Source organism: Desulfacinum infernum DSM 9756, from assembly GCF_900129305.1.
Taxonomy (GTDB): Bacteria; Desulfobacterota; Syntrophobacteria; order Syntrophobacterales; family DSM-9756; genus Desulfacinum; species Desulfacinum infernum.
Genome location: NZ_FQVB01000021.1, coordinates 1 through 26,439, shown reverse-complemented (window position 1 = coordinate 26,439; position 26,439 = coordinate 1). Strand labels below are relative to the sequence as shown.

Sequence of the window (26,439 nt, the reverse complement as noted above, 5' to 3'; positions counted from 1 at the left end):
ATGAATTCGAAAGTGGATGTCCCTTCAGGGAACCTGCGGGTATTGATACTCACCTCCACCTTTCCACGGTGGCCTGGGGATCGGGAACCACGGTTTGTTTACGATCTCTCCCGGCGACTGACCGAAAGCTTTGAGGTGCATGTGGTCACCCCCCACGCCCCCGGGTCGAAGCTCGGGGAGCGGATGGACGGTCTGACGATTCACCGATTTCGGTATTTTCCGGAACGCCTGGAGCACCTGGCCCATGAAGGGGGCATTCTGGAAAAGATCAAGAGAAGACCTTGGGTGCTTTTACAGGTTCCCTTCTTCCTGGCGGCCCAAGTTCTCTTGATCCGACGGCTGACGGCGGATCGCTCCTTTCAGGGCGTTCACGCCCATTGGATCCTCCCTCAAGGGCTGTGCGCCGTCCTGGCTCAGATGGGACGGCGGGACGGAGTGCCCATCCTCTGCACCAGCCACGGCGGCGACCTCTTCGGACTTCGAGGTCATCTTTTTGACGCCCTGCGGCGCTGGGTCCTTCGGCGCTCCGCCGCCCTGACGGTGGTGAGCCGCGCCATGGCCGAAAAGCTCCGGGCGGCCGGAATCCAAACACCCTGCCACGTGATTCCCATGGGAACGGACCTCAGCACGCTCTTCACGCCGGACGCGCGAGCGCCACGCCGAAAGGCGACGATTCTCTTTGTGGGAAGGCTAGTGGAGAAGAAGGGAGTCCGCTACCTCATCGAGGCTTTCGGACACGTTCGCCGCCGCATCGCCGATGCGGAACTCTGGATCGTGGGTTCCGGCCCCGAAGAACCGCTTCTAAAAAAACTCGCGGCCTCCATCGCTCCCGTCCGGTCCCTTGGGTCAGAGTTGGAGGCCAGTGCCCCTTCGGATTTGCCTCCCCATCCCGGCGCCATCACCTTTTTCGGTCCGGTGGCCCATGAGGATCTTCCCCACTTCTATCGCGCCGCCACCGTCACCGTGGTGCCGTCGGTGGTGGCCCGAAGCGGCGACCAGGAAGGCCTGGGGCTCGTCATGGTAGAAGCCATGGGCTGCGGCTGCCCCGTCATCGCTTCCGACCTTCCCGCCATCCGCGACGTCATCCGTCACGGGGAAACGGGCCTCCTGGCTCCACCGGAGCAAAGCACTTCGCTGGCCGACGCAATCTGCAGGGCGCTAACCGATCCGGGCCTCTTGAAAAATCTTTCAGATCATGGAAGGGAATGGGCTCGCCGTCATTTCGACTGGAATGAAATCGGCGAAAAGTACAAACGGCTTCTCAACCGCTTGCAGGGCTCGCCTGAAATCACAAGATGCGGTCGTAGCCGGGCATCTAGGCAATAGGCGGAAGGCTCCAGCATGGATTCCACACGAGGCCTGGGAATAACAAGAAAGAACGTTTCGCAACCCGCCGTCTGGTTGCCGACGATCCGCGCAGGCAGCGGCACGGATGTCTTCACGGAGCGCCTTGTGGAAGGGTTGCGACGCCGTGGCATCCGAGCCGAAATCACGTGGCTTCCCCTTCGCGCGGAGTACGCCCCGTGGACGGTGCCCGTACCGAAGCCGCCGAACTGGGCCAATATCGTCCACATCAATTCCTGGCTGCATCCCCGCTTTGTGCCCAGGAATCTCCCTACCGTGGTGACGGTGCACCACAGCGTTCACGACCCGGCCTTTATGCCTTACAAGACCCTGCCGCAAAAAATTTATCACCGTTTCTGGATCCGGCCGATAGAGGCTCGCAACCTGGAACGTGCCGCCGTTGTCACGGCCGTCAGCCGGCATGTGGCGGCTCAGGTGAAGAAACTTTTCGGCCGCACGGACGTGGTCGTCGTTTACAACGGCATCGATGTGGAGAACACTTTCACACCGGGATCCGAGCGTGAGCCTCACCGCCCTTTCCGCCTGCTCTATGTGGGAAACTGGGTCAAGCGCAAAGGCGTAGACCTGCTCGGGCCCATCCTGGAAACACTAGGACCCGATTTTGAACTCGTCTATACTGCGGACAGGTCCGGTGCTCACACCCAATACCCCTTGCCCCCCAACTGCCGCTGCATCGGTCGCCTCGCTCCCCACGACCTCGCCCGTACCTATCGGAACGCCGATGCACTGCTCTTCCCCTCCCGGTCCGAAGGCTTGCCGCTCACCATTATTGAAGCGATGGCCTGTGGCCTTTCCCCCGTTGCGTCCAATATCCCGGCTGTTGCTTCCATTGTACAAAACGGAGTCACTGGTTTGTTGTGTACGCCAAATGACATCAGGGCGTTCGAGAGGGCGGTCAGGAGTCTTTCAACGGAGAGAAAAGCTTGGCTGGCCATGCGTCTCGCCGCACGTGAACACGCCTTAAGAGAATTTTCAATAACAGAACAGACAAGAGCTTACTTTCACCTTTATCTTCGTTCCATACCCTGGAACGAGCGATTTGGCATTCGAGACTCGTTGCGCACTACGGATTGTTCGAGCTTATCAGAACCCTGGGCTGAGAGATAATGATTCCAACATCTGGAACATTCGGCTCCCGTACCGAAGTCTGAACAAACTTGCCAACAACAAGTCCGCTTGTTGTTTATAGCTGGCGTCGTAGTATCGTAGCAAAAATGATTGCCTGTATTCATTCACGACCCGCGGGCCGAGATGAGTCGCTCGGATGCACACGCGCAGCCACTGCTCTGCGACCACACGCTTTGCTTCTTCCTTCTCTTCAAAATACAGACACAGAGTTTCTAGCCAATTGCGGTATGCCCTTAGTTCCTCGAAGCTTGCGACCGGTTTCGGATATCTTAGATAACCATGAAGGTAGACCTGTTCGGGATCAGCCGGAATTTCCAATGCACGCAGCGCCTCGCGCCTAATCCTAGCCGCGCTTTCCAGTTGTGTCCTCCTATGAAGATTTGATACTTGGGATTTGTGAACCCTATACAATAGCAAGACTTTGGGAACATTGCCCATTCTATAATATTTTGCAAGCTGAACGGCCAAGTCATATTCCTCAGCGTGAACAGCATCTGATCGGTATCGAAAGCCTGCATGGATGATTTTCCTTCGCATCACTAGGGTTGGATGAGAGAAAGGCGTCTGAAACAACAGCAATGTCTTGAAGCCAATATCAGTCTCTGGAAAACAAATCACCCTCTTGCGTATTGAACCCAGTAGGCGAATCCAGCATCCGCAGAAGTCAACATTATGTTCTTTCATGAACTCGATTTGTGATGCCAGCCTGTCTGGCAACGATATGTCATCAGCATCCATTCTGGCGACATAAAAGCCTTTCGATTCCAATAGTCCCTTATTTAAAGTATAAATCAAACCCCTATTTTTTTTGTTCCTCAGTGGCCGTATGCGACCATCTCGTGATGCAGCAGCCCTTATTTTCTCCCAGCTTCCGTCTTCAGAACCGTCATCAATCACAATCAGCTCAAGATCATTTGCTGTTTGACTAAGAATGCTCTCAATAGATTCTTCGACAAAATTTTCTGCATTAAATACCGGGAGTATAACGGATATGAGCGGGTTACTGGATTCTCTTGACGTCATATTCATCGGCTAAACTCATGATACTAAATTTATTTATATATACACATTTGATATTTAGACATGCCACATAAAAATCTAGACCTCACATAATTTATCCGCTGTAGCATTTTTGGTATATAAATACGATGCACAACACAATCATTCAACCCAATGAGTCAGATCACGTTCCACATACTCACTCAGCAATTTCACATCTTCCCGGAAAAATCCCTTCATTTCTTGAAGTAACTCTTCTGATATTCTGTCAGTGGGCTGAGTAACGACATTGAACTTCTTGACGACATTGTATATACCCAATCCGCGAGTTATGCCCACTCTTCTTTTGAGATTACCCAAACGCAAGACTAAACTCTGTAGCCACTGAAATCGGTAACCGCGGCGAGGATTAACTCTTTCAAAGTTCTCTCGCCCATCCGACGGGATCCCAAGAAATTCTAGCAGCGTTTCATATACTTTCTTGGCATTTTGAACAAAGTCATCAAATATAATTACATGAACCCTATCCTTAGACACATACCCATAAAGCCTTTCAATGTGTCGACCTAACAGGCAGGCTTCTCGATAATAGAGCATTTTAGGTTCTATGCAGATTTCAGGAATATATTTACCTCGCTTCCTGTAAGGTTCCAATCTCCACGCACGCTCAAAACCCACTTGATCGTCATACCCTTCATATACATACTGAGAATGTAAGGCGACAATTATTTCACATGGGTTTCGCAACATCACGATAAACTTAGACTCAGGATTAAATTCAAGAATATTTTCAACTGCTCTTTCGGACTGAAGATAACGGGTTGATGCATCCATAAAATACATGCAATCCGACGAGGCAGCAGAAAACAAAGATAAATACTTTTCTAAATTAGTGACATAACGATTAGAGAAATCATCATTAAAATAGTCGGGCTCCTTGGGATCGCACAGAAATATATTGGGATGATCGCCCAGATACTTTGACATCGCTGTTGTTCCCGCCTTTGGTGCCCCAATCAAGAAGAGATTAGGTATTATCTTTTGGTTTTTCATTATCTATTGATTCCTCTGCTCTGGTCTTATGCTTTATTGGCAGGATGCCTGATAGTTCCGTCACTAAAAATAAACATTACCCACACCAATACTCCCATGGCCATCTCTGCAATGTAGGTGGCCGCAACTGCCCCTCGCCATCCCCACAACGGAATGGCCCAAAGGTTGGCCATCAGATTGAGCACTGCACCGAAGACGAGAACCGCCAAACTACGCCGCTGCCAACCGCTGGAGGATAGTGTCATCTGCCCGAAACGGCGCGGAACACTGAGTAGAGGCAACCAGACCAGCCAACGAATCACATCTACGGCAGCCGAAAAATCCGGTCCCAAAAAGACAGGAAGCAGAGATGCGGATGCAAAGAGCACCACACATGAAACTAGCACATAAAGCATTGGTACGGGCATGACTTTCAATGCATATATAAAAACACTACGCATTCCTTCTTTTCCAAAATCGAAAAACCTCGGGGCGACCGCCGAGAAAAATGCAAATACAGGCACATGGACCATATCGATTACTCTGTAGGCTCCCGCATACGCACCAGCAGTCTCCAAAGTGGACATCTTGCTCAGCATGATCTTGTCAAGGTCGGCATATAGTTTGTCGGAAGCTCCTCCTAAAGAAAAGGCCCATCCTTCGCTGATGTTATGCATAAGTCCATCCCATTTCGGTTCGAGACCTATTTTGAGGTCCCTACACGTCAACCGTAAAGAATAAATAGCGCTTGCGACCGCAGCAAGAAGATAAAGTATTGCCCAGAGGACCAAACGTGAAGGTTTCGAAATGTAAAATGCTGACAATAACAACATCCCCGCTGCAAGCAACCTCGGCATAATCGGCGCAAAGGCTAACCGAGCTGCCCTGCCGATACAGCCATGACCTTGAAAAGCCCGTAGCGTGAGCAACACAAAGGGAGCCACAACAATTTCGGCCAGACCTACGAAAAGGACGACGCTACCCTCAATGCGCTCAGGAAGGACGCTTACGGCCAGAGCCCCGTAAAGAACCAGCAGGATGGGAGATGTCAGCAGCCACGCAGCCAAAGCCCTCCCCCAGCATTCTTGAAAGACGGTCGCATCACGAGCCGTATCCTTCAGCATGACGACGGAGACCCCCAAGCCGTTGAAGTTCCCTATGGTCATGGCTAAAGCAAGAACGGCGGCGTAGGCGCCGTAGGCTCCGACCCCCAGGGTGCGGGCCACTAGGAGAAAAACGACGGCTTGGCCAAAGATCCGTGCTGTCATCCCGGCCGTCATGGCTAGGGTCCCTTTGAACAGTCTGCCCGGGCGATAATCAAGCATCAGAGATATGGCGAGACGGATATGAATAGCTAAGGAAGCCAAAGAAAACCGACTGCTGTTCCCACCTTCCATCTGCGCAATTCCTCAAAGACTTCCAATGGGCAAAATCATCCGCCGTTTTCGACGCGGTCGTAGCGGAGCTGGGTGATCTGTTCGCTGATGAGGCCCAGCATGAAAAGGAGCACCGACGTGATGAAAAGAAGCGCCGACATGTTGGTGAAGCGGTGGGCCGTCCAATAGGTGTAGGCATAATTGACCACACCCATGAGGAAGAAGGAGCCGCTCACGGGAAGAAAGATGCGAAGGGGCGAAAAGAGCGTCGTGATCTTGAGGATGATGAGAAAGAACCGAACGCCGTCCTTGAGCGGCTTGATCTTGCTTTTGCCTTTCCTTTTCTTCGCCTGGATGGGCACGTAACACACCGATCGCCCGCTCCTTAGGAACGCCAGGGTGATGGTGGTAGGATAGGAAAAGGTGTTGGGCAGAAGGTAGAGATAGCGAAGCGCCGTTTCCCGATCCAACACGCGGTACCCCGACGTCAGATCCTTGACGGGGAACTTGGTGGCATAGCGGGCCAGCCGGTTGTAGGCCGCATTGGCCAGGCGCCGGAAGGCATTGGCATGGGTCTTGGGATCCCGGGCTCCCACCACCATGTCGTACTTTTCGGCGGCTTCCAGAAGCCGGGGAAGATCCGCCGGGTCGTGCTGGCCGTCGCCGTCCATGAGGACCACCTTGTCCCGGGACGCCATGCGGATTCCGGTCTTTACGGCCGCGCCGTTTCCGATGTTGTAGGGGTGGGACCACACGTAGGCACCCGCCCTTTTGGCTTCTTCGGCCGTGCGGTCCCCGGAGCCGTCGTCCACCACGATCACTTCCGCTTCGGGAAGGATCTGAAGGATCCTCTCGACGGTCTTTCCGATGGCGTCTTCTTCGTGGTAGGCCGGGATGACGACCGATACGTCCGCACCTCTTTGCACTGAGCGTTCTCCTTCCCCATTCACGTGTCCCCTGCGCGCTCACAAGGCAAGCAATAGTCGGGCCAATATGGGGTCGTCGGCGGGCCCGTGACGGGGGTTCATGTGAAAGAAAACCGCCAATGAACGCCAATGGACGCAAATGGAAATGACCGGTGGGTGGGAGTGGCGAAAGCCGTGATGGGGGTGCCCGGCAGTCCAACAGACACGCGATCGTTCAAAGAAAATCGTGCCTTGCGGCGCTCCCACAAAAAGCCCTTGCCCCAACCCTCTCTTTCATCCATGCGGGATGGCGAGTTTTGCCGTGATCGTTCGGCTGTCTTTTTTTCAGACCCGAACCGAACGATTTTTTCGTCGGGTGTCTCTTCCACCGCGCGATGACCGGGCGGGGATAAACCCCGCCCCTACAAGATCCCCGCTACCGCGGGCTGACGGCATCCATGCAGGAAAGGCCGCCTGCCCGTCTCCGGCCCGGCCTTCCGAACCGGATTCCTTTCTTTTGACTCCCCTTGGGGCGTGTGCTAGTCAAAGGGCGTTTATCGCCCGAAAGAACTCAGCCGGAAAGAACGGAGCCGCCCCATGACCGCCCCATCCGCTTCCACGCCCATCCCCCGCAAAGGCTACCTCTTCGTCATCTCGGCCGCGGTGCTCTGGGCCGTTTCCGGATCGGCCGGAAAGTACCTTTTCAACCACGGGGTCACCCCCTACCAGGTGGTGCAGATGCGGGTCACTCTGGCCGCCGGCCTCCTCTTTTTGTGGCTCGCCGCCCGGGACCGCCGGAAGCTCCGGATCGCCCCGCGGGACATCGTCTATTTCATGATCCTGGGCGTGACGGGCCTTGCCATGGTGCAGTTTACCTACTTTTACACCATCAGCAAGATCAAGGTGGCCGCGGCCATCCTCCTGGAATACCTGGCCCCGGTTCTCATCGCCATCTATTCCGTGACCATCGCCCGTGAAAGACTCACCTGGCCCACCATCGTGGCCGTGACCGGCGCCACCCTGGGCTGCTATCTGGTGGTGGGTGGATACAACCTGGACCTTTTCAACATGAACAAGGCGGGCCTCCTGAGCGGGCTGGCGTCGGCGGTGAGCTTCGCATGGTATTCGGTCCACGGCGAGCACGGCATGCGCCGCTACAGTCCCTGGACCGTGCTCTTCTACGCCTTCTTCTTCGCCGCCGTCTTTTGGAACATCGCCCATCCGCCCCTGGAATCCTTCCGCCACGACTACGCTCCCATGGAGTGGCTCTGGATCCTCTACATCGCCATCCTGGGAACACTCATTCCCTTCGGCCTGTACTTTCATGGGATCAACCTGATCCGATCCACCCGGGCGAGCATCACCGCCACCCTGGAACCCATCACGGCCGGGTTCGTATCCTACATCTTCCTGGGAGAAACCCTGGAGGGGCTGCAGATCGTGGGCGGCCTTCTCGTCATCGCCGCCGTCATTTTTCTCCAGATCCGTCGGGAATTTGACGATGCCACGCCGGAGCTTTTGCGAACGCGGCAGCAGCAGGCGTCCTGAGGCGGGTGCCGGTCAGGGTCCGATCGCCGCGAGCGCCCTTCCCAGACGAGGAAGGACCCCTCACGACTTTCATATGGATCTCTCACAGAGGCACAGAGAAACAAAGAAGGAAAGGGTGATCGAAACGGCATGGCACCCGTCATCACGCTTTTGACGGACTTCGGCCTGCAGGACGGCTACGTGGCCGCCATGAAGGGCGTCCTGCTGGGGATCGTTCCGGAAGCGCGCATCGTGGACATCACGCACCTCATTCCGCCCCAGGACGTCCGCTGGGGCGCTTACGTGCTCAAGAGCTGCTACGCCGACTTTCCTTCCGGCACCGTCCACGTGGCGGTGGTGGACCCGGGCGTGGGAACGGACCGTCGCGCCGTGGCCGTTCGCACCCCCCGCCACCTCTTCGTGGGACCGGACAACGGCCTCTTTTCTTTCGTGCTGGAGATGGAAAACACCGCCGAGACCCGCCTTCTGGAAAACCCGGCCTTTTTCCGTCGGAAGATCAGTTCCACCTTTCACGGCCGGGACATCTTCGCTCCGACCGCCGCCCACCTGGCATCCGGAACGCCCTTCGAGTCCCTGGGGCGCCCCGTGCAGCCCATGACGGCCGAGTGGGTTCGCCCCCAGGTCACCCCCGACGCCATCCGGGGAGAAGTCCTGGGATTCGACCGTTTCGGAAACATCGTGACCAACATCCGGCAAAGCCACCTGGCGGAGTTCGCCGGGGAAAAGGCCTTTCAGGTCTTCCTGGAAGATCAACGAATTCCCGTCTTTGCGTCCACCTACGGGGAGCTGCCGCCGGGGCATCCGCTGGCGCTCATGGGAAGTTCCGATCATCTGGAGATCGCCGTCAACCAGGGAAGCGCCGCGGATTTTTACAAGGCCCGTGCGGGACAAGAGGTTCGGGTGGTCCAGGCCCGCGAGGCATTTCCTCGGCCCCCGATTCCGCAGCCCTAAAGGGCTGCGCTACGACAAAATCGGTCACCCCCAGCGTTTTCCGGCAACCTCCTAGAAGCTCGGACAGGAATCGTTCAAGAAGCCGGCACGTTCTGCCGATTTGTGAAGTGAGCGGAGCACGGACTCGGCGGGAGACTTCCGATTCCTGCCACTTCCTTACCATCTTTACGACGCCCCCCGCCGTGCTTAACATACTCATGGAACGAACGATGACTCGCCAAGGAGGTTGCCATGGAGAAGAATAAGGTTTTGGATCTGCAGCTCGATTTCCTCAAGGGAAGCGACATCGGCAAGGAGGGGCTTCAGGCTCATGACGTTCTGGATCCGACCGCGCCGAACACGACTCCCGTGGAAAAGGACGCTACGGCCAATGCGGAAAACGATGTGCACGACCGGAAGCTCCGAGAAAAGATCGATCGGAGCATGGACGCCGTCAAGGAATTCATCCGGAACATCGATATCAACCGCTTGTAATCCTACTCCGACTCGAGCGAGCCCGGCCCCTCCGCCCGCCACCGGTGCGAGGGGCTTTTTGCGTGCGCCGAGCGGTGGATCCTTGTTGAAGCCGATCCCTTGTGATAGAAGCCCGGAACGGTAGAAGCGGAATCGCCTTTTCACTTCACGCCGAATAGCTGACCAATCGAAGGATTGTGGATGGACACGCTTTCCGCCGTGGCGCTCGGGGCGCTGCAGGGAATCACCGAATTCCTCCCCGTGAGCAGTTCGGGCCACCTGGTCATCGGCCAGCATCTTCTGGGCTGGCAGGAACCCCACCTTTTTTTCGACGTCTGCCTTCACGTGGGAACCTTTCTGGCCGTGGCCGTCGTCTTCCGAAAAGACATCGTCCAACTCGTAATGGGCGGTTTCTTGTGGCTCCGATCTCCCCGGAAGGCGCTCAATCCCTCGCCGGACCCGTCGGTGCGGATCTTCTGGCTCGTGGCCCTGGGGACCCTCCCCACCGCCTTCATGGGCTTTGCCTTCAGGGACTTGGTGGAACAGCTCTTCGGATCCCTGATCTCCGTGGGCGTCGCTCTGCTGCTGACCGGCACCGTGCTCTGGCTCACCCGCCGTGTTTCCGACCGCCCCGGCCGTGACGCGCTTCAAATCCGCTGGTGGGAAGCGGTGCTGGTGGGCGTCGCCCAGGGGTTTGCCATCACCCCGGGCATCTCCCGGTCCGGGACCACCATCGCCGTGGCGCTCTTTCTCGGCTTCCGGCGCGAATGGGCGGGACGTTTTTCCTTTCTGCTCTTCGTTCCGGCCGTGATGGGGGCGACTCTTTTGGAATTTTTGGATCTCAAGGTCCTTCCCGCGTCGGAAATCGGCCCCATCGCCGCGGGGACCTTCGTCGCCGCCGTCACGGGCTACGGGGCCCTTCGCGTACTGCTGAAGGTGGTGAAGCGGGGCCGGTTTTACGTGTTCGCTCCCTACTGCTGGGCGCTCGGGGTGCTGTGCCTCGTGCGGGTGTGGGTGATGTGAGCGCAAATCCAAGGAAAATTCACCGCAGAGGCGAACCTTTTCATGCCGGGGCGCCGAGACGCCGCCCCGGCATGAGACGCCCCCTTCGGGGCTATCCTGTTCCCGCGACTACCAAGACGGAGGCTGACGCCGGCCATGACCAACGCACTCCACGACATGGTGGCCTGGGTGATCGCCTGGGCCCATACCCCTCACGCCACCACGGCCCTGGCCGTCCTGGCCTTCGCGGAATCCAGCTTCTTTCCCATCCCTCCGGACGTGCTCCTCATCACCCTGTGTCTCATCAACCCGGCCCAGTCGGTGTGGTACGCCCTGGTATGCACCGCAGCCTCGGTGCTGGGCGGCGCCTTCGGGTACGGGATCGGCCGCTACGGCGGCAGGCCGCTTCTGGAGCGGTTCGTGAGCGAGGAAAAGATCCAGGCCGTCGAGCGCTACTACAAGCGCTACGATGTCTGGGCCGTGGGAATCGCCGGCTTCACCCCCATCCCCTACAAGGTCTTCACCGTCAGTGCAGGGACCTTTCTGCTCGACTTCAAGCGCTTCCTGCTGGCGTCCGCTCTGGGCCGCGGCGGCCGCTTCTTTCTGGTGGCGGGGCTCTTTTTCTTCTTCGGCGAACCCATCGGCGATTTCGTCAAGAAATACCTGAACCTGCTGTCCGTCCTCTTCGCCGTCCTCCTGGTGGGAGGCTTCGCCGCCGTGCACTGGTGGAGCCGCCGCCAGGGCGGCGATACCCGCCAGGGGACCGCCGCCCGCAAGCCGGAGCCTTGACAGGACCCGGCACGGCCGTCTATTCGGAAGGTCTTGAAAGAGGGGCGAAGGACCGTTCGCCCCTGCCGTTGAGCGGCCTTCAAAGGGGCGTGTCATGCTTTGCTCGGAAAAACCGCGAACGGACGCCCATGGACCCGGCGGAGGTGGCATGCGGACGAGAACGGAAAAGAGCAACAGGAAGCGCACGAACGGGCATCTTGCCAAACACCGGGCCGCTCTTGCGGCGGCGGTGCTCCTGGCGGCGGTTCTCATCGGATCCGCCCCCCGGGCCTGGTGCCAGACGCCCGCCACCGCGCCCGCTTCCGGAACGTCCCGGCCGGCCGACGGAGACTGGCTCATCGTGCACCTGAGCGCCGAACCGGCCACCCTGAATCCCATCACCGCCACGGACGCCTACGCGTCGCGCATCAACGACTACATCTACGAATCGCTCCTCCGGCGCGACCCCGAAACCCTGGAACTGGTGCCGGTGCTGGCCGAATCGTGGGAAATCTCCGACGATCACCTCACCTACACCTTCCACCTGAAGAAAAACATCCGCTGGCAGGACGGCACGCCCTTCACCGCCCGGGACGTGCTCTTTTCCTTCCAGCGCATCAACGACCCCGCGGTGGACGCCGCCCACCTTCGAAACTACTACCGGGACATCGAAAAGCTGGAAGTCCTGGACGACTACACCCTCCGCTACCACTACCGCATCCCTTACTTTCGCGCCCTGGAATTCTGCGGCGGCATCCCCATCGTCCCGGCCCACCTCTTCCAAGACGGCCGGGACTTCAACCAGCACCCCATCGGCCGAAGCCCGGTGGGAACGGGCCCCTACCGGTTCGTGCGCTGGGAGACGGGAAAGGAGATCGTGCTGGAGCGGAACGAATCGTACTGGGGCGAAAGGCCGCACCTGGATCGCATCGTCTTCAAGATCATCACGGACAACACCGTGGCCCTGCAGGTACTCAAGAAGGGCGGCCTGGACCTCATGGGCCTTCGCCCCATCCAGTGGGTCAAACAGACCCAAAGCAAGCGCTTCCAGGAACGGTTTCGGAAACTCAAGTATTATCTGCCGAGCTACAGCTACATCGGCTGGAACCTGCGAAAACCCCTCTTCAGCGACCGCCGGGTCCGCCGGGCCATGACCATGCTCCTGGACCGCCAGACCATCCTGGAACGGCTCCTCTTCGGGCTGGGAACGGTGGTGACCGGAAACTTCTACGTCAACAGCCCCGACTACAATAAAGCCGTCCGGCCGTACCCCTACGACCCCGCCCGGGCCGTGGCGCTTCTCAAGGAAGCCGGCTGGGAGGACCACGACGGGGACGGCGTCCTGGACAAGGACGGGACGCCCTTTTCCTTCGAATTTCTCATCTCCGCCGGGTCCATGTTCGCCGAGCAGCTGGCCACCATCCTGCAGCAGAACCTGAAGGAGGTGGGCATCCGCATGAGCATCCGCAAGCTGGAATGGGCCGTCTTCATCCAGAAGATCCAGTCCCACGACTTCGACGCCTGCACCCTGGGCTGGAGCCTCAGCTGGGAGTCGGATCCCTACCAGATCTGGCATTCGTCCCAGGCGGACAAGGGATCCAACTTCGTGGGGTTCCGAAACGAGGAGGCGGACCGGATCATCGAAGAGGCGCGCCGCGAGTTCGACCCGGAAAAGCGCCGGGCCCTCTACCACCGCTTCCACGAGATCATCCACGAGGAACAGCCCTACACCTTCCTTTTCACCACCGAGGCCCTGGTGGCCGTGGATCGCCGTTTTGAAAACGTGAAGGTCTATCCCATGGGGCTGGAACCCCGGGAATGGTGGGTCCCGCTCGAACGGCAAAGGTACGGAACCGCCCGGCAATAGGAAGAGGGGAAAGCCCCATGCGCGCCTATCTCTTGAAGAGACTCCTGCAGATCGTTCCCACGCTGCTGGGCATCACCTTCATCACCTTCTGCATCATCCAGCTGGCTCCGGGAAATCCCGCGGTGCTGAAGCTCCAGATGGCGTCCCAGGGCGAGATGGCCGACACGGCCTACGCCAAGCAGGTGATCGAGCAGACCAAAAAACTCTACGGCCTGGACAAGCCCCTGCCGGTCCAGTACCTGCTGTGGGTGAAACGGGTCTTCACCTTCGACTTCGGCACTTCCTTCAAGGACCACCGCAAGGTGTGGGACAAGATCGCCGAACGCCTTCCCATCACCATCCAGATCAACGTGATCTCCATCTTCCTCGTCTATCTCATCGCCATTCCCTTCGGGATCTATTCGGCCACCCACCCGGAGACCCTGACGGACAAGGCCCTGACCCTGCTCTTTTTCTTCCTCTATTCCCTGCCCAACTTCTGGGTGGCGGTGCTCTTGATCATGCTCTTCGGCGGAGGGGACTTCTGGGACGTCTTTCCGGTCTACGGGATCGCTTCCGTGGGGGCGGAAACCTGGCCGTGGTGGCAGCAGCTCCTGGACCGACTCTGGCACCTGGCCCTTCCGGTGACGTGCCTCACCTACGGGGGCCTCGCCTACCTTTCCCGACTCACCCGCGCGGAACTGCTGGAAGTGATCCGGGAAGACTACGTGCGCACGGCCCGGGCCAAGGGACTGAGCGAGCGGGTGGTGATCTTCAAGCATGCCTTCCGAAACGCCCTGCTTCCCATCATCACGCTTCTCGCCTTTCTGCTGCCGGCCATGTTCGGCGGAAGCGTCATCATCGAAAGCATCTTTTCCATCCCCGGCATGGGCCAGCTGGGCTTCGAAGCGGTGCTCTCCCGGGACTACCCGGTGATCATGGCCATCACGACGCTTTCGGCCCTGCTCACCCTGGTGGGCCTGTTGCTGTCGGACCTTCTGTACGCCGTTCTGGATCCCCGGATCCAGCTGGATTAGACACCGCCGATCAGGGAGCGACCGGATCCGTGACACACGCCCATCCCCACGATCAGCCCATGAACGACCGCTTCCAGGAAACGGCGTCTTCCACCTACTGGAAGACCGTGTGGCGCCATTTCCGAAAGAAGCGCCTGGCCGTGGCGGGCCTGTGGGTCACGGCCTTTCTCATCGCCGTGGCCGTGCTGGCGCCCCTTTTGGCCAACGACCGGCCCATCGCCGCATCCGTGGGGGGATCCCTGGTCTTCCCCGTCTTCGATCCTACGGCCAAGCCCCCCCAAGGATCGTGGAAAGACCTTCGGGACCCGGGCGTTTTCCTGTGGCAGCCGAACCCGGACGGCCCCGGCTCCTGGGCCCTCTGGCCGCCCGTTCCTTATTCCCCCACGGAATACGACCTGCTGGAAAACCTGTCTCCCCCCAGCCGCTCCCACTGGTTCGGAACGGACGACCGGGGCCGGGACGTGCTGAGCCGCATGATCCACGGTGCCCGCATCTCCCTTTCCGTGGGGTTCGTGGCCGTGGGCATCGCCGTGGTGATCGGCATCTTCCTGGGAGGCCTGGCCGGATACTTCGGAGGCTGGGTGGACGCGGTGATCAGCCGGCTCATCGAGATTCTGCTCACCATCCCCACCTTCTTTCTCATCATCGCCATCATCGCCTTTCTGCCGCCCAGCATCTACAACATCATGGTGGTGATCGGCCTCACGGGCTGGACCGGCGTGGCCCGGTTCGTTCGAGCCGAATTCTTCAAGCTGAAGAACCTGGACTTCATCCAGGCCACGGCCGCGCTGGGAGCCGGCCATCTGCGGATCATCTTCCTGCACATGCTGCCCAACGCCATGGCCCCGGTACTGGTTTCCGCCGTCTTCGGCATCGCGGGCGCCATCCTCACGGAATCGGGCCTGAGCTTCCTCGGGTTCGGCGTGCCGCCCCCCACGCCCAGCTGGGGCGACATCCTGAGCCAGAGCCGGGACTACATCGAATTCGCGTGGTGGCTCACCACCTTTCCCGGCCTGGCCATCTTCCTGAGCATCACCGCCTACAACCTGGTGGGCGAAGGGCTCCGGGACGCCATGGATCCAAAGCTGTTTGAGTAGATCGTGATCCGCGAGGCGTGAGTCGTAAGGCGTCAGGCGGGAGGCGTTAGGCGTCAGGGGTTAGGCGTCAGGGGTTAGGAGTTAGGGGTTAGGAGTTAGGGGTGAGGGGTGAGCGGTTGGGGGCGTGGCTGGAGGCGGTGCCGCCGAAAGAATGCGGGCCGCAGGATCCTTCTCCCCCCTTTTTCAAAGGGGGGTCGGGGGGGATTGCCCGAGAGCGGATGTCCGCGATCCCCAAAGGGTGATCCGGACACCGCCATGTTCCAACGGCAGTCTGTCTGCTATAAGGGTAGGGACATGAAAGAACTGTTTTTGAACACGAGATCAGGACGCCACGACCATGCCCGTCACCGCACCGTTTGATCCTCTCACATCCCCCGCCGTCTTGACGGTGAGCCAGCTGAACGCCCGGATCAAGGGCCTGCTGGAAGCCCAGTTTCCTTACGTGTGGGTCCGGGGGGAAATCTCCAACCTCCGGATCCCGGCTTCCGGCCATGCCTACTTCACACTGAAGGACGAACGGAGTCAGATCCGGGCGGTCATGTTCCGGAGCCAGTTCGGCCGCCTGAAATTCCGCCCGGAAGACGGCATGGCGGTGCTCTGCCAGGGGCGCCTCACCGTCTATGAGCCCCGCGGCGACTACCAGATCATTGCGGACATCCTGGAACCGGAAGGCCTGGGCGCGCTCCAGAAGGCCTTCGAGCAGCTCAAGGAAAAACTCTACAAGGAAGGCCTCTTCGACGCCGAGCGAAAGCTCCCCCTGCCCGTCCGGCCCCAGCGGGTGGCCGTGATCACCTCCGCCACCGGCGCGGCCATCCGGGACATCCTGAAGGTGTTTCAGCGCTGCCCCTTCCCGCTCACCGTCACCCTGCTTCCGGTCCGGGTCCAGGGAGCGGAAGCCGCCCCCGAGATCGCCCGGGCTCTCCGGACGGTGAACGACCTTCGGCACGACTTCGCCTGGGACGTGGTGATCGTGGGCCGGGGAGGCGGGAGCCTGGAGGATCTTTGGCCGTTCAATGAAGAAGCCGTGGCCCGGGCCATCGCCGACTGCGCCGTCCCGGTCATCTCCGCCGTGGGCCACGAAATCGATCTCACCATCTCCGACCTGGTGGCCGATTGGCGCGCTCCCACCCCCACCGCCGGCGCCCAGTGGGTGGTGAGCCGCCTGGAAGATCTGGAACGGCACCTGACCGACCGCATCCAGCGCATGCGCGCCGCGCTCCTTTCCCTGGTGGAAAGCCGCCGGAACCATGTGCGCCGGCTGGAAGCCCGCCTGAGAGACCCCCGAAGGCGCCTCATCGACTGGCGCCTGGCCGTGGACGACCGGCTGGAACGGCTCACCCGGGCTATGGGAAACCGGCTGCATCTCTGCCGAATCCGCATGGACCACGCCCGACAAGACCTGGAGCGTCTCCATCCGGCCAGGCGGATCGCTGAACTCCGCCTGCGCTTGGAAACCCTGAGCCGGCAACTCCTTCAGCTCCACCAGCGCGACCTTCGGGAAAGGCGCCTGCACCTCCAGAAGGCGGCTGCACAGCTGGAGTCCCTGAGCCCCCTGGCCGTGCTGAAACGGGGCTACTCCATCACCTGCAAGCTGCCGGAAAAGACGGTGATCACCGACGCGTCCCGGGTCCACCCGGGCGATACGCTCCGGATCCTGCTGGCCCGGGGGGAGGTGACCGCCGAGGTGGTGGAAACGAGGGAGGAAGGATTGAAGGATTAAGGATTAGAGGATTAAGGGATATGGGGGAGATCAGAAACAGGGAACTGTAGGGGCGAATGATTATTCGCCCCTACGGCCCACGTGCATGGACGGTGGAGGGGCCTGTCTCGCACCAAATACTTGAAGATCCGCAGTTTGGTTCCCCGATGAAGCCTGCGAAAAGACGGACAGGGAGGTGACACGATTGACGGCACGCAAGAAGAAGAAGATCGAAAAATTCGAAGACGCCATGAAGCGGTTGGAAGAGATCGTGGAAAAGCTGGAAAAGGGGGATCTGCCCCTGGAAGATGCCATGAAGGCCTTCGGAGAAGGGGTGGAACTGGTCCGGTTCTGCCACGAAAAGCTGGAGGAGGCGGAAAAGAAGGTTCAGACCCTGGTTCAGGCGGAAGACGGCAGCTGGCACACCAAACCCCTCGATACCCAGGATGAATGAAGGCCGGCAGCGGCTCCCTTTGGGGTCGATTTCGTACTGGAAAGCCGGCAACCAATCGTGATACAAACCCACGCACTCGGGCCGCCCCGATAACATCACGGATATTCGAAGGTCGTCATGAATCGGCACTCGTCACCCATCACGCGTCACTCATCATTCGATCTCAAGGCGTTTCTGGCGGAATACCGTCAGCGGGTGGACGCCGCCCTGGAACGCTTCTTCCCGGCGTCCGACGGGCTGGAAAAGACGGTGGTGGAAGCCGCCCGCTACAGCCTTTTCGCCGGCGGAAAAAGGCTTCGGCCCATCCTGTGCCTCACGGCCGCGGAAGTGGTGGGGGGATCCGGCAACGAGGCCCTCACGGCGGCCTGCGCCCTGGAGATGGTCCACACCTATTCGCTCATCCACGACGATCTTCCCGCCATGGACGATGACGACCTGAGGCGGGGACGGCCCACCAACCACAAGGTCTACGGAGAGGCCGTGGCCATTCTGGCGGGAGATTTGCTCCTCACGGAGGCCTTCGGGGTGCTGGCCGACGACGCCCTGGAACCCAACGCCGCCGTCCCCCCCGAAAGGCGCCTCCGGGCCCTGGCCATCCTGGCCCGGGCTTCCGGCGGCCGAGGCATGATCGCCGGCCAGGTCATCGACCTGGAATCGGAAACCCGGGAGGTGGACCTGGCCACGGTGGAATACATGCACATCCACAAGACGGGAGCCCTCATCAGCGCATCGCTGGAGATGGGAGCCGTCCTGGGCGGCGGAACGGACGGCCAGATCCAGGACCTCGTCCGCTACGGACGCCACCTGGGACTGGCCTTCCAGATCACCGACGACCTTCTGGACATCGAGGGAGATCCCCAGGTCATGGGAAAACCCGCCGGATCGGACCAGGCGAAGAACAAGAAGACCTACCCGGCGCTGCTGGGCCTGGCCCGGTCCCGCGAGATGGCCCAAAACCACGTGGAACGGGCAGTGGAGGCTCTCGGCGCCTTCGGTGGGAAGGCGGATCCTCTGCGGGCCATCGCCCGCTACCTCCTGGAACGAAAGGCTTGATTGGAACGGCTTCATCCAAGAAAACCATGAACCGCAATGAAAGAAGGCAACCGTTGACCCGGCAGGAAGAAAAGAAGATCGAAGGAAAGGAGCCGGCCCCCTCGCTCCTTTCCGCCATCGATTCGCCTCAGGACCTGAAACGGCTTTCCCTGAGGGAACTGGAACGCCTGGCGGCGGAAATCCGAAGGACCATCATCGAAACCGTGGCCTGCACCGGCGGCCACCTGGCCCCCAACCTGGGCGTGGTGGAACTCACCCTGGCCCTGCACTACGCCTTCGACAGCCCCAACGACCGCATCATCTGGGACGTGGGCCATCAGTGCTACACCCACAAGCTGGTCACGGGACGGCGCGACCGCTTCCGCACCCTGCGCCAATATGGCGGGATCAGCGGCTTTCCCAAGCGCGAAGAGAGCCGCCACGACGCGTTCGGGGCGGGACATGCCAGCACGTCCATCTCCGCCGCCCTGGGCATGAGCGCCGCCAAGCACCTCAAGGGCTGCTCCAGCCGGATCGTGGCCGTGATCGGCGACGGCAGCCTCACGGGCGGCATGGCCTTCGAGGCCCTGAACCACGCCGGCGACCTGGGCAAGGACCTGATCGTGGTCCTGAACGACAACGAAATGTCCATCTCTCCCAACGTGGGGGCCTTCTCGTCGCTTCTGAGCCGAAAGCTTTCCAGCCGCACCGTGATGAGCCTCAAGAAGGAACTGGAAAGCACCCTTCGGGCCATCCCGGGCGTGGGCAACAACATCCTGCAGATTCTCAAGAAGAGTGAGGATTCCTTCCTGGCCTTCTTCACGCCCGGCATGCTCTTCCAGGCCCTTCGGTTCCACTACATCGGCCCCATCAAGGGCCACCGCCTGGACCGGCTGATCGAAACCTTCGAGACGGCCAAGAACATCCGAGGCCCGGTCCTCATCCACGTGGGCACCGTGAAGGGCAAGGGCTACGAGCCGGCGGAATGCGATCCGGCCAGCTTCCACGGCGTGGGCTGCTTCGATGTGCGCACGGGCAAGAGCAGCGGGCCAAAGGAGGCTCCGCCGTCCTACACGTCCGTCTTCGGCCGATGCCTGGTGGAACTGGCGGAAAAGGATCCCAGGATCGTGGCCATCACGGCCGCCATGCCCCAGGGTACGGGGCTCGTTCGCTTTTCGGAACTCTACCCCACGCGGTTTTTCGACGTGGGCATCGCCGAACAGCACGCCGTCACCTTTGCGGCGGGCCTGGCTGCGGAAGGCTACCGGCCCGTGGTGGCGGTCTATTCCACCTTCCTGCAGCGGGCCTACGACCAGATCGTCCACGACGTGTGCCTCCAGAATCTTCCCGTGGTCTTCGCCATGGACCGGGGCGGCCTGGTGGGCGAAGACGGCCCCACCCACCACGGGGTGTTCGACCTGTCCTACCTGAGGCACATTCCCAACATGACGGTCATGGCCCCCAAGGACGAAAACGAACTGCGCCACATGCTGAAGACGGCCCTGCACCACAAGGGCCCCGTGGCCGTCCGCTACCCCAGGGGCCGGGGACAGGGCGTGCCCCTGGACGAGCCGCCCCGCGCCCTGCCCGTGGGCCGTGGGGAGCTCCTCCGGGAAGGTGACGACGCCGTCCTGGTGGCCATCGGCCATCCGGTGGCCGCGGCCTGCCGCGCCGCCGAACTGCTGGAAGAAGAGGGCCTCCGCGTGGCGGTGATCAATGCCCGCTTCGTCAAGCCGCTGGACAAGGACCTCATCCTGGACTGGGTGGAACGCACCGGCCTTCTGGTCACCATCGAGGAAAACGCCCTGCAGGGAGGCTTCGGGAGCGCCGTCCTGGAATGTCTGGCCGATGAAGGCCGCCTGCCGCGCCGGGCGGTGAGGATCGGAATCCCGGACGCCTTCGTCCAGCACGGCAAACGGGACATCCTAAGAAAAGACGTGGGACTGGACGCCGAAAGCATCGCCCGAACCGTCCGGACCGCTCTCACCCGTCCCCATGGCGCCCCCATCCGTGCGATTGGATAAGCTGCTGGTGGAAAGAGGCCTGGCGGCAAGCCGCGACCGGGCCCAGGCCCTCATCATGGCGGGCCGGGTCCTGGTGGACGGCCGCCCCGTCACCAAGGCCGGTCACCAGGTGGCCGTGGACGCCCACCTGGAACTGCGGGGGCAGGACATCCCCTACGTGAGCCGCGGGGGCCTCAAGCTAGAGCACGCCCTGGACCATTTCGGGCTCGATGTGAGGGGGCTCACCGCCATGGACGTGGGCGCCTCCACGGGAGGCTTCACCGACTGCCTGCTCCAGCGGGGCGCCGCCAAGGTGTACGCCGTGGACGTGGGCTACGGGCAGCTCGCCTGGACACTTCGCCAGGACCCGCGGGTCGTGGTCTTGGAGCGCCAAAACATCCGATACCTGGAGCGAAGCAAGATCCCCGACCCCATCCAGGTCGCCACCGTGGACACCTCCTTCATCTCCCTCAAGCTGGTCCTTCCACGCGTTGTGGACTTCCTGGCCCCGGGCGCCCGCCTGGTGGCCCTCGTCAAGCCCCAGTTCGAGGCGGGCCGGGACAAGGTGGGAAAGGGCGGCGTGGTGAAGGATCCCGCCGTGCACCGGACTGTGTGCCAGGCGGTGGTGGAGACGGCCCAAGGCCTGGGACTGGAGGTGCTGGGGGTCGTCCCGTCTCCCATCCTGGGCCCCAAGGGAAACCGGGAGTTCCTCCTGGCCGCCCGGCACCGCAGCCCCGGTTCGTCGCAGGATTGAAGGTGTTCAAGAAACACGGGATGTAAGGGCGAATGATCATTCGCCCCTACGATTCGTGCTCCGGACGGCGAATGCCATCCTCCGCCGTTGCAACCTTCCGCGACGAGGGTTTCTTCATAGCCGCGGGCTTCACCCCTGCGGGGACAGGCCACCGTAGCCCGATGAGGCGACAATGATCAGCGGGCGGGGATAAACCCCGCCCCTACCCAAGGGGTCCGTGCCTTTTTGTAGGGGAGGGCTTTACGCCCGCCCTTCAGGACCTGCCAGAGAACCGCGAATGAACGCGAATAGACGCGAATAAGTCGATTCGGACAGAGAAACATTTTTAGAGAGACTCCCGGGAAACAGCCGAGAGCATGAAAATTCACCTGATCTTCGTGGGAAAGACCGTCTTCCCGGAAATGGAAGCGGGCATCCAGCGGTACCTGGACCGGCTGCGGCATTACGCATCGGTTGAGGTGCACGTGGTGAAGCCTGAAAAGATCGGAAAAAGGGCGGACGAGGAAAGCGTAAAGGTTACAGAGGGCCAAAGGATCCTCAAGCTCCCGGCCCCGCAGGACGTGCTCATCGCCTGGGACGAGAGGGGCCGCCAAATGGATTCCCCGTCGTTCGCGGCCCTCCTGGGCCGAATCCAGGAATCGGCGCGGGATCTCTGGATGGTCGTGGGAGGTCCCCTGGGGCTTTCCGAAGAGGTTCGTCAGAAGGCGAACCACATCCTGGCCCTTTCCAAGATGACCCTGCCTCACGATCTGGCCCGCCTCGTGGTGGCGGAACAACTCTACCGAGCCTTCACCATCCTCCGGGGCGAGCCGTATCACAAGTAAACGAATCTCACGACCCGCCTACACCGCCACCACCTCGGTCACCGACGGCACTTCCTGGCGGATGATCCGCTCGATGCCCGCCTTCAGCGTCATCTGGCTCATGGGACACCCGTGGCACGCCCCGGTCAGGCGCACCTTCACCACGGACCCCTCGATATCCACCAGTTCCACGCTCCCGCCATCCCGTTCCAACATGGGGCGAATCTTCGCCAGCGCCTTTTCCACCTGATCTCTCATCGTTCTTCTCCTTTTTTCTTTTTGGGCCCTGCCGAGTTCATATAATCCCGATCGGGCGCCGATGCAAAGACCAAAGCGGCCCCCCGTTCCGGGGGGCTTTGCTTATTGTGAATGGTTTTGAAGAGTTAACCGAAGGAGTCGATTGACCTTTGCACCCGTTTCCGTTAAGTTGATTCCGTTTTTGCTCCGAAATAAGCCGCCGAGCGGCCCCGTGAGAAAGGAAGCGGATGAAACCACACAGGCTGGTACCCAAAATCTCCTACGACGAGATCCAGCAGAAGGTCCGGGAGCTGGCACAGCAGATCAGCGACGAGTACCAAGGCCGGGAAGTGGTCCTGGTGGGCGTACTGAAAGGGGCCTTCATCTTCATGGCGGACCTGGTCCGCCATCTCAGCATTCCCGCGGAAGTGGACTTTATACGCGTCGCAAGCTACGGCAACGCCACCCAAAGCAGCGGCCGCGTGGTGTTGAAAAAGGACGTGGAGTGCTGCATCGAAGGAAAGGACGTGATCGTGGTGGAAGACATCGTGGACTCCGGCATCACCCTTTCCTGGCTCCTCCGGCATCTTCAGGAGCGAAAGCCCCGGTCGCTCAAGGTGTGCACCCTGATCGACAAGTACGAACGCCGCGAGGTGGAAGTCCCGGTCCATTATGCGGGCATCCGGATTCCGGGCGGCTTCGTGGTGGGCTACGGCCTGGATTTCGCCGAACGCTACAGGGAACTCCAGGGCATCTATGAAGTGGAATTCGTGGAGGAGGCTTCCACCTCCTGAAAGCGACGGGGTCGGCCATGATCGTCAGTTGCGAGTTATGTGGAACCAAGTATCGGTTGGATCCGAGTCGTATCCACAAGGACAGCGCCAAGGTTCGTTGCTCCCGGTGCGGTCACACCTTCGTTGTCAAAAAAGACGACTTGTCCGAGGCGCCTGTGCCCGCTGATGCGGCCCCATCGGGGCGGGAAGCGGACCAGGAGGAGACCCTCGCGTACGAACAGCCCGCGCCGAAGCCGCTCCGCCCCCAGGCGACCCCCAAGAAGAGAGGCGCCCGCCGCCTGCTGCTGGGGCTCCTGTTGCTCGCTATCGCCCTGGCCGCTGCAGCCTATTACCTCCATTCCACCGGCTTTTGGAAGGCGGCCCCGCCGGAAGAAGCCGCCCCACCCGCCCCGGCCCCTGCGGCCGTTCCCCAGGTGAGCATCGAAGAGAACCTCCAGGCCTACTTCCTGGAAAACGCCTCGGTGGGCCAGATCTTCGTGGTGGAAGGCAAGGTGGTTAATGAGGAGAGCCGCCCCGTGAGCTTCGTGCTCCTGGAAGGAAAACTCTACACCGGGGACAGCCAGCCGGCTCTCGTGCAGCGGGCCTATTGCGGCAACGTCCTTTCCAAGGAAGAACTGATGCAGATGGACATGGCCGACGTCCAGAACGCCATGATGAACCGGGAAGGCAAGGACCTGACCAACGTGCACATCCCCTCCATGGGCAAGGTGCCCTTCATGATCGTGTTCCACAACCTTCCCGACCTGGACCTGCTCAAGGACTACAGCGTGGAGGTGGTGAGCGCCCAGGTGGATCAATAAGGCAGCACGAAGGAGCCAACCCATCGAGGTTCCTAAAGGATTTGACAAGCCGTCGCTCCGGGAGTAAACGGAAAGTTAATCAACGTCTTGATACATTTATGGAAACCCGATCCGAACCCCATGCAAACAGGTTCTGAGAAGCGCTAAAGGAAGACCGTCATGCTGGATCTCAAGTTCGTGCGCGACAACGTGGATCGCGTCGCCCGGATGCTCCAGGACCGGCACATGGCCATGGACATGGAGCCCTTCCTGGAGCTGGACGCCAAGCGGCGGAAGATCCTGGCGGAAGTGGAGGAGCTCAAACACCGCAGGAACCAGGCGTCCGAGGAGATCGCCCGCCTGAAGCGGGAAAAGAAGGACGCCGGGGCCCTCATCGAAGAGATGCGCGAGGTTTCCCAGCGCATCAAGGACCTGGACCAGGAACTGGGGGCCATCGAAGAGCGCTTCCGTGAGTTCCTGATGCTCATTCCCAACATGCCCCACGAATCGGTCCCGGTGGGAGCCGACGAAAGCGCCAATCCCGTGGTGAAGACCTGGGGGGAGGCTCCTTCCTTCGACTTCGAGCCCAAGGCCCACTGGGACATCGGCGAAGAGCTGGGCATCCTGGACTTCGAACGGGCCGCCAAGATCACCGGCGCCCGCTTCGCCCTCTACTGGGGGGCGGGAGCAGCCCTGGAACGGGCCCTCATCTCCTTCATGCTGGACGTGCACACGACCCGGCACGGCTACACGGAGGTGCTTCCGCCCTTCATGGTGAACCGCACGGCCATGACCGGAACGGGCCAGCTGCCCAAGTTCGAGCAGGATCTCTTCAAGCTGGAGGGCTGGGACTACTTCCTGGTGCCCACGGCCGAGGTTCCCGTGACCAACATCCACATGGGCGAGGTCCTGGAAGAGGACGATCTGCCCCGCTACTACACCGCCTACACCCCCTGTTTCCGCTCGGAAGCCGGATCCTACGGCAAGGACACCCGGGGTCTCATCCGCCAGCACCAGTTCAACAAGGTGGAACTGGTCAAGTTCGTGAAGCCGGAAACGTCCTACGACGAACTGGAAACCCTGCTCGGGAACGCCGAAACGATCCTGCAGGAACTGGGGCTCCACTACCGCGTGGTCACCTTGTGTACGGGGGACCTGGGCTTTTCGTCCGCCAAGACCTACGACATCGAGGTGTGGCTGCCGGGCCAGAACGCGTACCGGGAGATCTCGTCCTGCAGCAACTTCGAGGACTTCCAGGCCCGGCGGGCCAACATCCGCTTCCGGCGCAAGGGCAAGAAGAAGACGGAACTGGTCCACACCCTCAACGGTTCCGGTCTGGCCGTGGGCCGGACCCTGGTGGCCATCCTGGAAAACTACCAGCAGGCGGACGGCAGCGTGATCGTTCCCCCGGTGCTGAGACCGTACATGCGCGGGATGGAAAGGATCGTTCCCCGCACGTCGTAAAGACCGTTCAACGGAAGACAAGGAGCAAACGCGATGACCAAAAGCCAGCTCATCGAAGCCTTGGCCAAGGCGGAAGGCATCACCCTCAAGGCGGCGGAACTCGCCGTGAACGTGGCGTTTGAAAGCATGGAAAAGGCCCTGATCCAGGGGGATCGGGTGGAAATCCGCGGCTTCGGCAGCTTCAAGGTGAAGGACTACGAGGGCTACAAGGGTCGAAACCCCAAGACCGGCGAGCTCATCGAAGTGAAGCCCAAGCGCCTGCCCTTCTTCAAGGTGGGCAAGGAGCTCAAGGAACGCGTGGACAGCGGCGCCCGCTGAGCCCCCCACAATCAGCCCAAAAAGGGAACGGGCCCACCGGCGCAAACCGCCGTGGGCCCGTTCCCTTTGGATAACTCCCTCCGCCGGCTTATCCCCCCACCCGCCTCCCGGATCTCTTGCGCCGGCCCGGTCGCCCGCCGCTGACCCTTTCGCGCATCAAAATCCACCCCGGCCTCGAACCCGGCGCATCCATTCGGTTTCTTCACCCCCCTGTGAGAAGTGGCCCCCAGGAGGCTGTCCGAGAACTCCGCCAACCGTCACTCCCGCGCAAGCGGGAGTCTATAACCTACTGGAACTTCTGGTTCCCCGCTTCCGCGGGGATGACGAATGGGCGTTGAACGAGGCAAATTTGCCGTTGTCGGACAAGCTCCAAGCAGGCTGTCTGAAAACGCCGGAGATGACCGCCATTTTCGTAGCGCAGCCCTTTAGCCCAAGTTTGTCACTTTTGTGTGTAAGTTACTGATTTTGTTGTAGAGTGCTTTCAAATTCTACACTACAAATTTTTCATTCGATGACGGTCAGCCTCCTTAATGGCCGTACCGGCAGCCCGAGAGCATTGTAAATTTTCACGTGAACCGGTTCCGGCTCGGAGGTG

Annotated in this window: 25 protein-coding genes; 20 read left to right on the top strand and 5 right to left on the bottom strand. The window is 60.5% G+C overall.

The window, feature by feature from the left end; all coding sequences use genetic code 11:
- Both BUB04_RS11265 and BUB04_RS11260 read left to right on the top strand, forming a co-directional pair.
- Complete coding sequence (locus tag BUB04_RS11265) at positions 1–1,326, top strand: glycosyltransferase family 4 protein (RefSeq protein WP_073039532.1); 1,326 nt, start codon at positions 1–3, stop codon at positions 1,324–1,326.
- Between the two features lie 15 nt (positions 1,327–1,341).
- The gene (locus tag BUB04_RS11260; protein WP_073039530.1) at positions 1,342–2,472 is read left to right on the top strand and encodes a glycosyltransferase family 4 protein; all 1,131 of its coding nucleotides are present in this window, start codon (positions 1,342–1,344) and stop codon (positions 2,470–2,472) included.
- On the opposite strand, the gene BUB04_RS11255 is transcribed toward BUB04_RS11260, so the two are convergent.
- The 4 genes from BUB04_RS11255 to BUB04_RS11240 form a co-directional block, all read right to left on the bottom strand.
- Positions 2,449–3,522: a glycosyltransferase family 2 protein gene (locus BUB04_RS11255; protein ID WP_073039528.1), complete on the bottom strand. Its 1,074-nt coding sequence runs from the start codon at positions 3,520–3,522 to the stop codon at positions 2,449–2,451. The two genes, BUB04_RS11260 and BUB04_RS11255, sit on opposite strands and share 24 nt — an antisense overlap.
- A gap of 132 nt (positions 3,523–3,654) precedes the next feature.
- The gene (locus tag BUB04_RS11250) at positions 3,655–4,545 is read right to left on the bottom strand and encodes a sulfotransferase family protein (protein ID WP_073039526.1); all 891 of its coding nucleotides are present in this window, start codon (positions 4,543–4,545) and stop codon (positions 3,655–3,657) included.
- Between the two features lie 26 nt (positions 4,546–4,571).
- Complete coding sequence (locus tag BUB04_RS11245; RefSeq protein ID WP_073039524.1) at positions 4,572–5,921, bottom strand: oligosaccharide flippase family protein; 1,350 nt, start codon at positions 5,919–5,921, stop codon at positions 4,572–4,574.
- A gap of 35 nt (positions 5,922–5,956) precedes the next feature.
- Positions 5,957–6,826, bottom strand: a complete 870-nt coding sequence (locus tag BUB04_RS11240) for a glycosyltransferase family 2 protein (protein ID WP_073039522.1) — start codon at positions 6,824–6,826, stop codon at positions 5,957–5,959.
- A 576-nt stretch (positions 6,827–7,402) separates the two neighbouring features.
- Here BUB04_RS11240 and BUB04_RS11235 point away from each other — a divergent pair.
- From BUB04_RS11235 to BUB04_RS11170, 14 genes are all read left to right on the top strand, one after another.
- The gene (locus BUB04_RS11235) at positions 7,403–8,353 is read left to right on the top strand and encodes a DMT family transporter (protein ID WP_073039520.1); all 951 of its coding nucleotides are present in this window, start codon (positions 7,403–7,405) and stop codon (positions 8,351–8,353) included.
- A 129-nt stretch (positions 8,354–8,482) separates the two neighbouring features.
- Complete coding sequence (locus BUB04_RS11230) at positions 8,483–9,304, top strand: SAM hydrolase/SAM-dependent halogenase family protein (RefSeq protein ID WP_073039518.1); 822 nt, start codon at positions 8,483–8,485, stop codon at positions 9,302–9,304.
- A gap of 231 nt (positions 9,305–9,535) precedes the next feature.
- Entirely contained in the window at positions 9,536–9,778 is a 243-nt protein-coding gene (locus BUB04_RS11225) for a hypothetical protein (RefSeq protein ID WP_073039516.1), read from the top strand.
- Between the two features lie 180 nt (positions 9,779–9,958).
- The gene (locus tag BUB04_RS11220; protein ID WP_073039515.1) at positions 9,959–10,780 is read left to right on the top strand and encodes an undecaprenyl-diphosphate phosphatase; all 822 of its coding nucleotides are present in this window, start codon (positions 9,959–9,961) and stop codon (positions 10,778–10,780) included.
- Between the two features lie 135 nt (positions 10,781–10,915).
- On the top strand, positions 10,916–11,548 hold the full coding sequence (locus tag BUB04_RS11215; protein WP_084076418.1) for a YqaA family protein: 633 nt from the start codon (positions 10,916–10,918) through the stop codon (positions 11,546–11,548).
- Positions 11,549–11,696: 148 nt separating this feature from the next.
- Positions 11,697–13,394, top strand: a complete 1,698-nt coding sequence (locus tag BUB04_RS11210; protein WP_178371972.1) for a peptide-binding protein — start codon at positions 11,697–11,699, stop codon at positions 13,392–13,394.
- Positions 13,395–13,411: 17 nt separating this feature from the next.
- Positions 13,412–14,410 carry an ABC transporter permease gene (locus BUB04_RS11205; protein ID WP_073039514.1) on the top strand — a complete coding sequence of 333 codons (999 nt, stop codon included), beginning with the start codon at positions 13,412–13,414 and terminating at the stop codon, positions 14,408–14,410.
- Positions 14,411–14,439: 29 nt separating this feature from the next.
- Positions 14,440–15,507 (top strand): ABC transporter permease, encoded by a 1,068-nt coding sequence (locus tag BUB04_RS11200; protein WP_218588435.1) that lies wholly within the window; start codon positions 14,440–14,442, stop codon positions 15,505–15,507.
- Positions 15,508–15,844: 337 nt separating this feature from the next.
- The gene (xseA, locus tag BUB04_RS11195; RefSeq protein ID WP_073039513.1) at positions 15,845–17,227 is read left to right on the top strand and encodes an exodeoxyribonuclease VII large subunit; all 1,383 of its coding nucleotides are present in this window, start codon (positions 15,845–15,847) and stop codon (positions 17,225–17,227) included.
- A 184-nt stretch (positions 17,228–17,411) separates the two neighbouring features.
- Complete coding sequence (gene xseB, locus BUB04_RS11190) at positions 17,412–17,660, top strand: exodeoxyribonuclease VII small subunit (protein ID WP_245795175.1); 249 nt, start codon at positions 17,412–17,414, stop codon at positions 17,658–17,660.
- 117 nt (positions 17,661–17,777) lie between these two features.
- Entirely contained in the window at positions 17,778–18,713 is a 936-nt protein-coding gene (locus BUB04_RS11185; RefSeq protein WP_073039509.1) for a polyprenyl synthetase family protein, read from the top strand.
- A gap of 26 nt (positions 18,714–18,739) precedes the next feature.
- Positions 18,740–20,716, top strand: coding sequence for a 1-deoxy-D-xylulose-5-phosphate synthase (gene dxs, locus BUB04_RS11180; protein ID WP_084076416.1), 1,977 nt, complete (start codon positions 18,740–18,742; stop codon positions 20,714–20,716).
- Positions 20,688–21,449 carry a TlyA family RNA methyltransferase gene (locus tag BUB04_RS11175; protein WP_073039507.1) on the top strand — a complete coding sequence of 254 codons (762 nt, stop codon included), beginning with the start codon at positions 20,688–20,690 and terminating at the stop codon, positions 21,447–21,449. The genes dxs and BUB04_RS11175 overlap by 29 nt, the downstream gene beginning before the upstream one ends.
- Positions 21,450–21,805: 356 nt before the next feature.
- Positions 21,806–22,273, top strand: a complete 468-nt coding sequence (locus BUB04_RS11170) for a 23S rRNA (pseudouridine(1915)-N(3))-methyltransferase RlmH (RefSeq protein WP_073039505.1) — start codon at positions 21,806–21,808, stop codon at positions 22,271–22,273.
- Between the two features lie 18 nt (positions 22,274–22,291).
- On the opposite strand, the gene BUB04_RS11165 is transcribed toward BUB04_RS11170, so the two are convergent.
- Positions 22,292–22,510 carry a NifU family protein gene (locus tag BUB04_RS11165; protein WP_073039503.1) on the bottom strand — a complete coding sequence of 73 codons (219 nt, stop codon included), beginning with the start codon at positions 22,508–22,510 and terminating at the stop codon, positions 22,292–22,294.
- Between the two features lie 227 nt (positions 22,511–22,737).
- Here BUB04_RS11165 and hpt point away from each other — a divergent pair, with 227 nt between their 5' ends.
- From hpt to BUB04_RS11145, 4 genes are all read left to right on the top strand, one after another.
- Positions 22,738–23,283, top strand: a complete 546-nt coding sequence (gene hpt / locus BUB04_RS11160; protein ID WP_073039501.1) for a hypoxanthine phosphoribosyltransferase — start codon at positions 22,738–22,740, stop codon at positions 23,281–23,283.
- A gap of 17 nt (positions 23,284–23,300) precedes the next feature.
- Positions 23,301–24,083, top strand: a complete 783-nt coding sequence (locus BUB04_RS11155) for a zinc-ribbon domain-containing protein (protein WP_073039499.1) — start codon at positions 23,301–23,303, stop codon at positions 24,081–24,083.
- A 159-nt stretch (positions 24,084–24,242) separates the two neighbouring features.
- The gene (gene serS / locus BUB04_RS11150; RefSeq protein WP_073039497.1) at positions 24,243–25,526 is read left to right on the top strand and encodes a serine--tRNA ligase; all 1,284 of its coding nucleotides are present in this window, start codon (positions 24,243–24,245) and stop codon (positions 25,524–25,526) included.
- A gap of 33 nt (positions 25,527–25,559) precedes the next feature.
- Positions 25,560–25,844: an HU family DNA-binding protein gene (locus BUB04_RS11145; protein WP_073039495.1), complete on the top strand. Its 285-nt coding sequence runs from the start codon at positions 25,560–25,562 to the stop codon at positions 25,842–25,844.
- The last annotated feature ends 595 nt before the right edge of the window (positions 25,845–26,439 follow it).

Bases quoted from the DNA above. Each gene is read 5' to 3' on its own strand.
- BUB04_RS11265 (WP_073039532.1), top strand. From the start codon at position 1: ATGAATTCGAAAGTGGATGTCCCTTCAGGGAACCTGCGGGTATTGATA.
- BUB04_RS11260 (WP_073039530.1), top strand. From the start codon at position 1,342: ATGGATTCCACACGAGGCCTGGGAATAACAAGAAAGAACGTTTCGCAA.
- BUB04_RS11255 (WP_073039528.1), bottom strand. From the start codon at position 3,522: ATGAATATGACGTCAAGAGAATCCAGTAACCCGCTCATATCCGTTATA.
- BUB04_RS11250 (WP_073039526.1), bottom strand. From the start codon at position 4,545: ATGAAAAACCAAAAGATAATACCTAATCTCTTCTTGATTGGGGCACCA.
- BUB04_RS11245 (WP_073039524.1), bottom strand. From the start codon at position 5,921: ATGGAAGGTGGGAACAGCAGTCGGTTTTCTTTGGCTTCCTTAGCTATT.
- BUB04_RS11235 (WP_073039520.1), top strand. From the start codon at position 7,403: ATGACCGCCCCATCCGCTTCCACGCCCATCCCCCGCAAAGGCTACCTC.
- BUB04_RS11230 (WP_073039518.1), top strand. From the start codon at position 8,483: ATGGCACCCGTCATCACGCTTTTGACGGACTTCGGCCTGCAGGACGGC.
- BUB04_RS11225 (WP_073039516.1), top strand. From the start codon at position 9,536: ATGGAGAAGAATAAGGTTTTGGATCTGCAGCTCGATTTCCTCAAGGGA.
- BUB04_RS11220 (WP_073039515.1), top strand. From the start codon at position 9,959: ATGGACACGCTTTCCGCCGTGGCGCTCGGGGCGCTGCAGGGAATCACC.
- BUB04_RS11215 (WP_084076418.1), top strand. From the start codon at position 10,916: ATGACCAACGCACTCCACGACATGGTGGCCTGGGTGATCGCCTGGGCC.
- BUB04_RS11210 (WP_178371972.1), top strand. From the start codon at position 11,697: ATGCGGACGAGAACGGAAAAGAGCAACAGGAAGCGCACGAACGGGCAT.
- BUB04_RS11205 (WP_073039514.1), top strand. From the start codon at position 13,412: ATGCGCGCCTATCTCTTGAAGAGACTCCTGCAGATCGTTCCCACGCTG.
- xseA (WP_073039513.1), top strand. From the start codon at position 15,845: ATGCCCGTCACCGCACCGTTTGATCCTCTCACATCCCCCGCCGTCTTG.
- BUB04_RS11185 (WP_073039509.1), top strand. From the start codon at position 17,778: ATGAATCGGCACTCGTCACCCATCACGCGTCACTCATCATTCGATCTC.
- dxs (WP_084076416.1), top strand. From the start codon at position 18,740: ATGAACCGCAATGAAAGAAGGCAACCGTTGACCCGGCAGGAAGAAAAG.
- BUB04_RS11175 (WP_073039507.1), top strand. From the start codon at position 20,688: ATGGCGCCCCCATCCGTGCGATTGGATAAGCTGCTGGTGGAAAGAGGC.
- BUB04_RS11170 (WP_073039505.1), top strand. From the start codon at position 21,806: ATGAAAATTCACCTGATCTTCGTGGGAAAGACCGTCTTCCCGGAAATG.
- BUB04_RS11165 (WP_073039503.1), bottom strand. From the start codon at position 22,510: ATGAGAGATCAGGTGGAAAAGGCGCTGGCGAAGATTCGCCCCATGTTG.
- hpt (WP_073039501.1), top strand. From the start codon at position 22,738: ATGAAACCACACAGGCTGGTACCCAAAATCTCCTACGACGAGATCCAG.
- BUB04_RS11155 (WP_073039499.1), top strand. From the start codon at position 23,301: ATGATCGTCAGTTGCGAGTTATGTGGAACCAAGTATCGGTTGGATCCG.
- serS (WP_073039497.1), top strand. From the start codon at position 24,243: ATGCTGGATCTCAAGTTCGTGCGCGACAACGTGGATCGCGTCGCCCGG.
- BUB04_RS11145 (WP_073039495.1), top strand. From the start codon at position 25,560: ATGACCAAAAGCCAGCTCATCGAAGCCTTGGCCAAGGCGGAAGGCATC.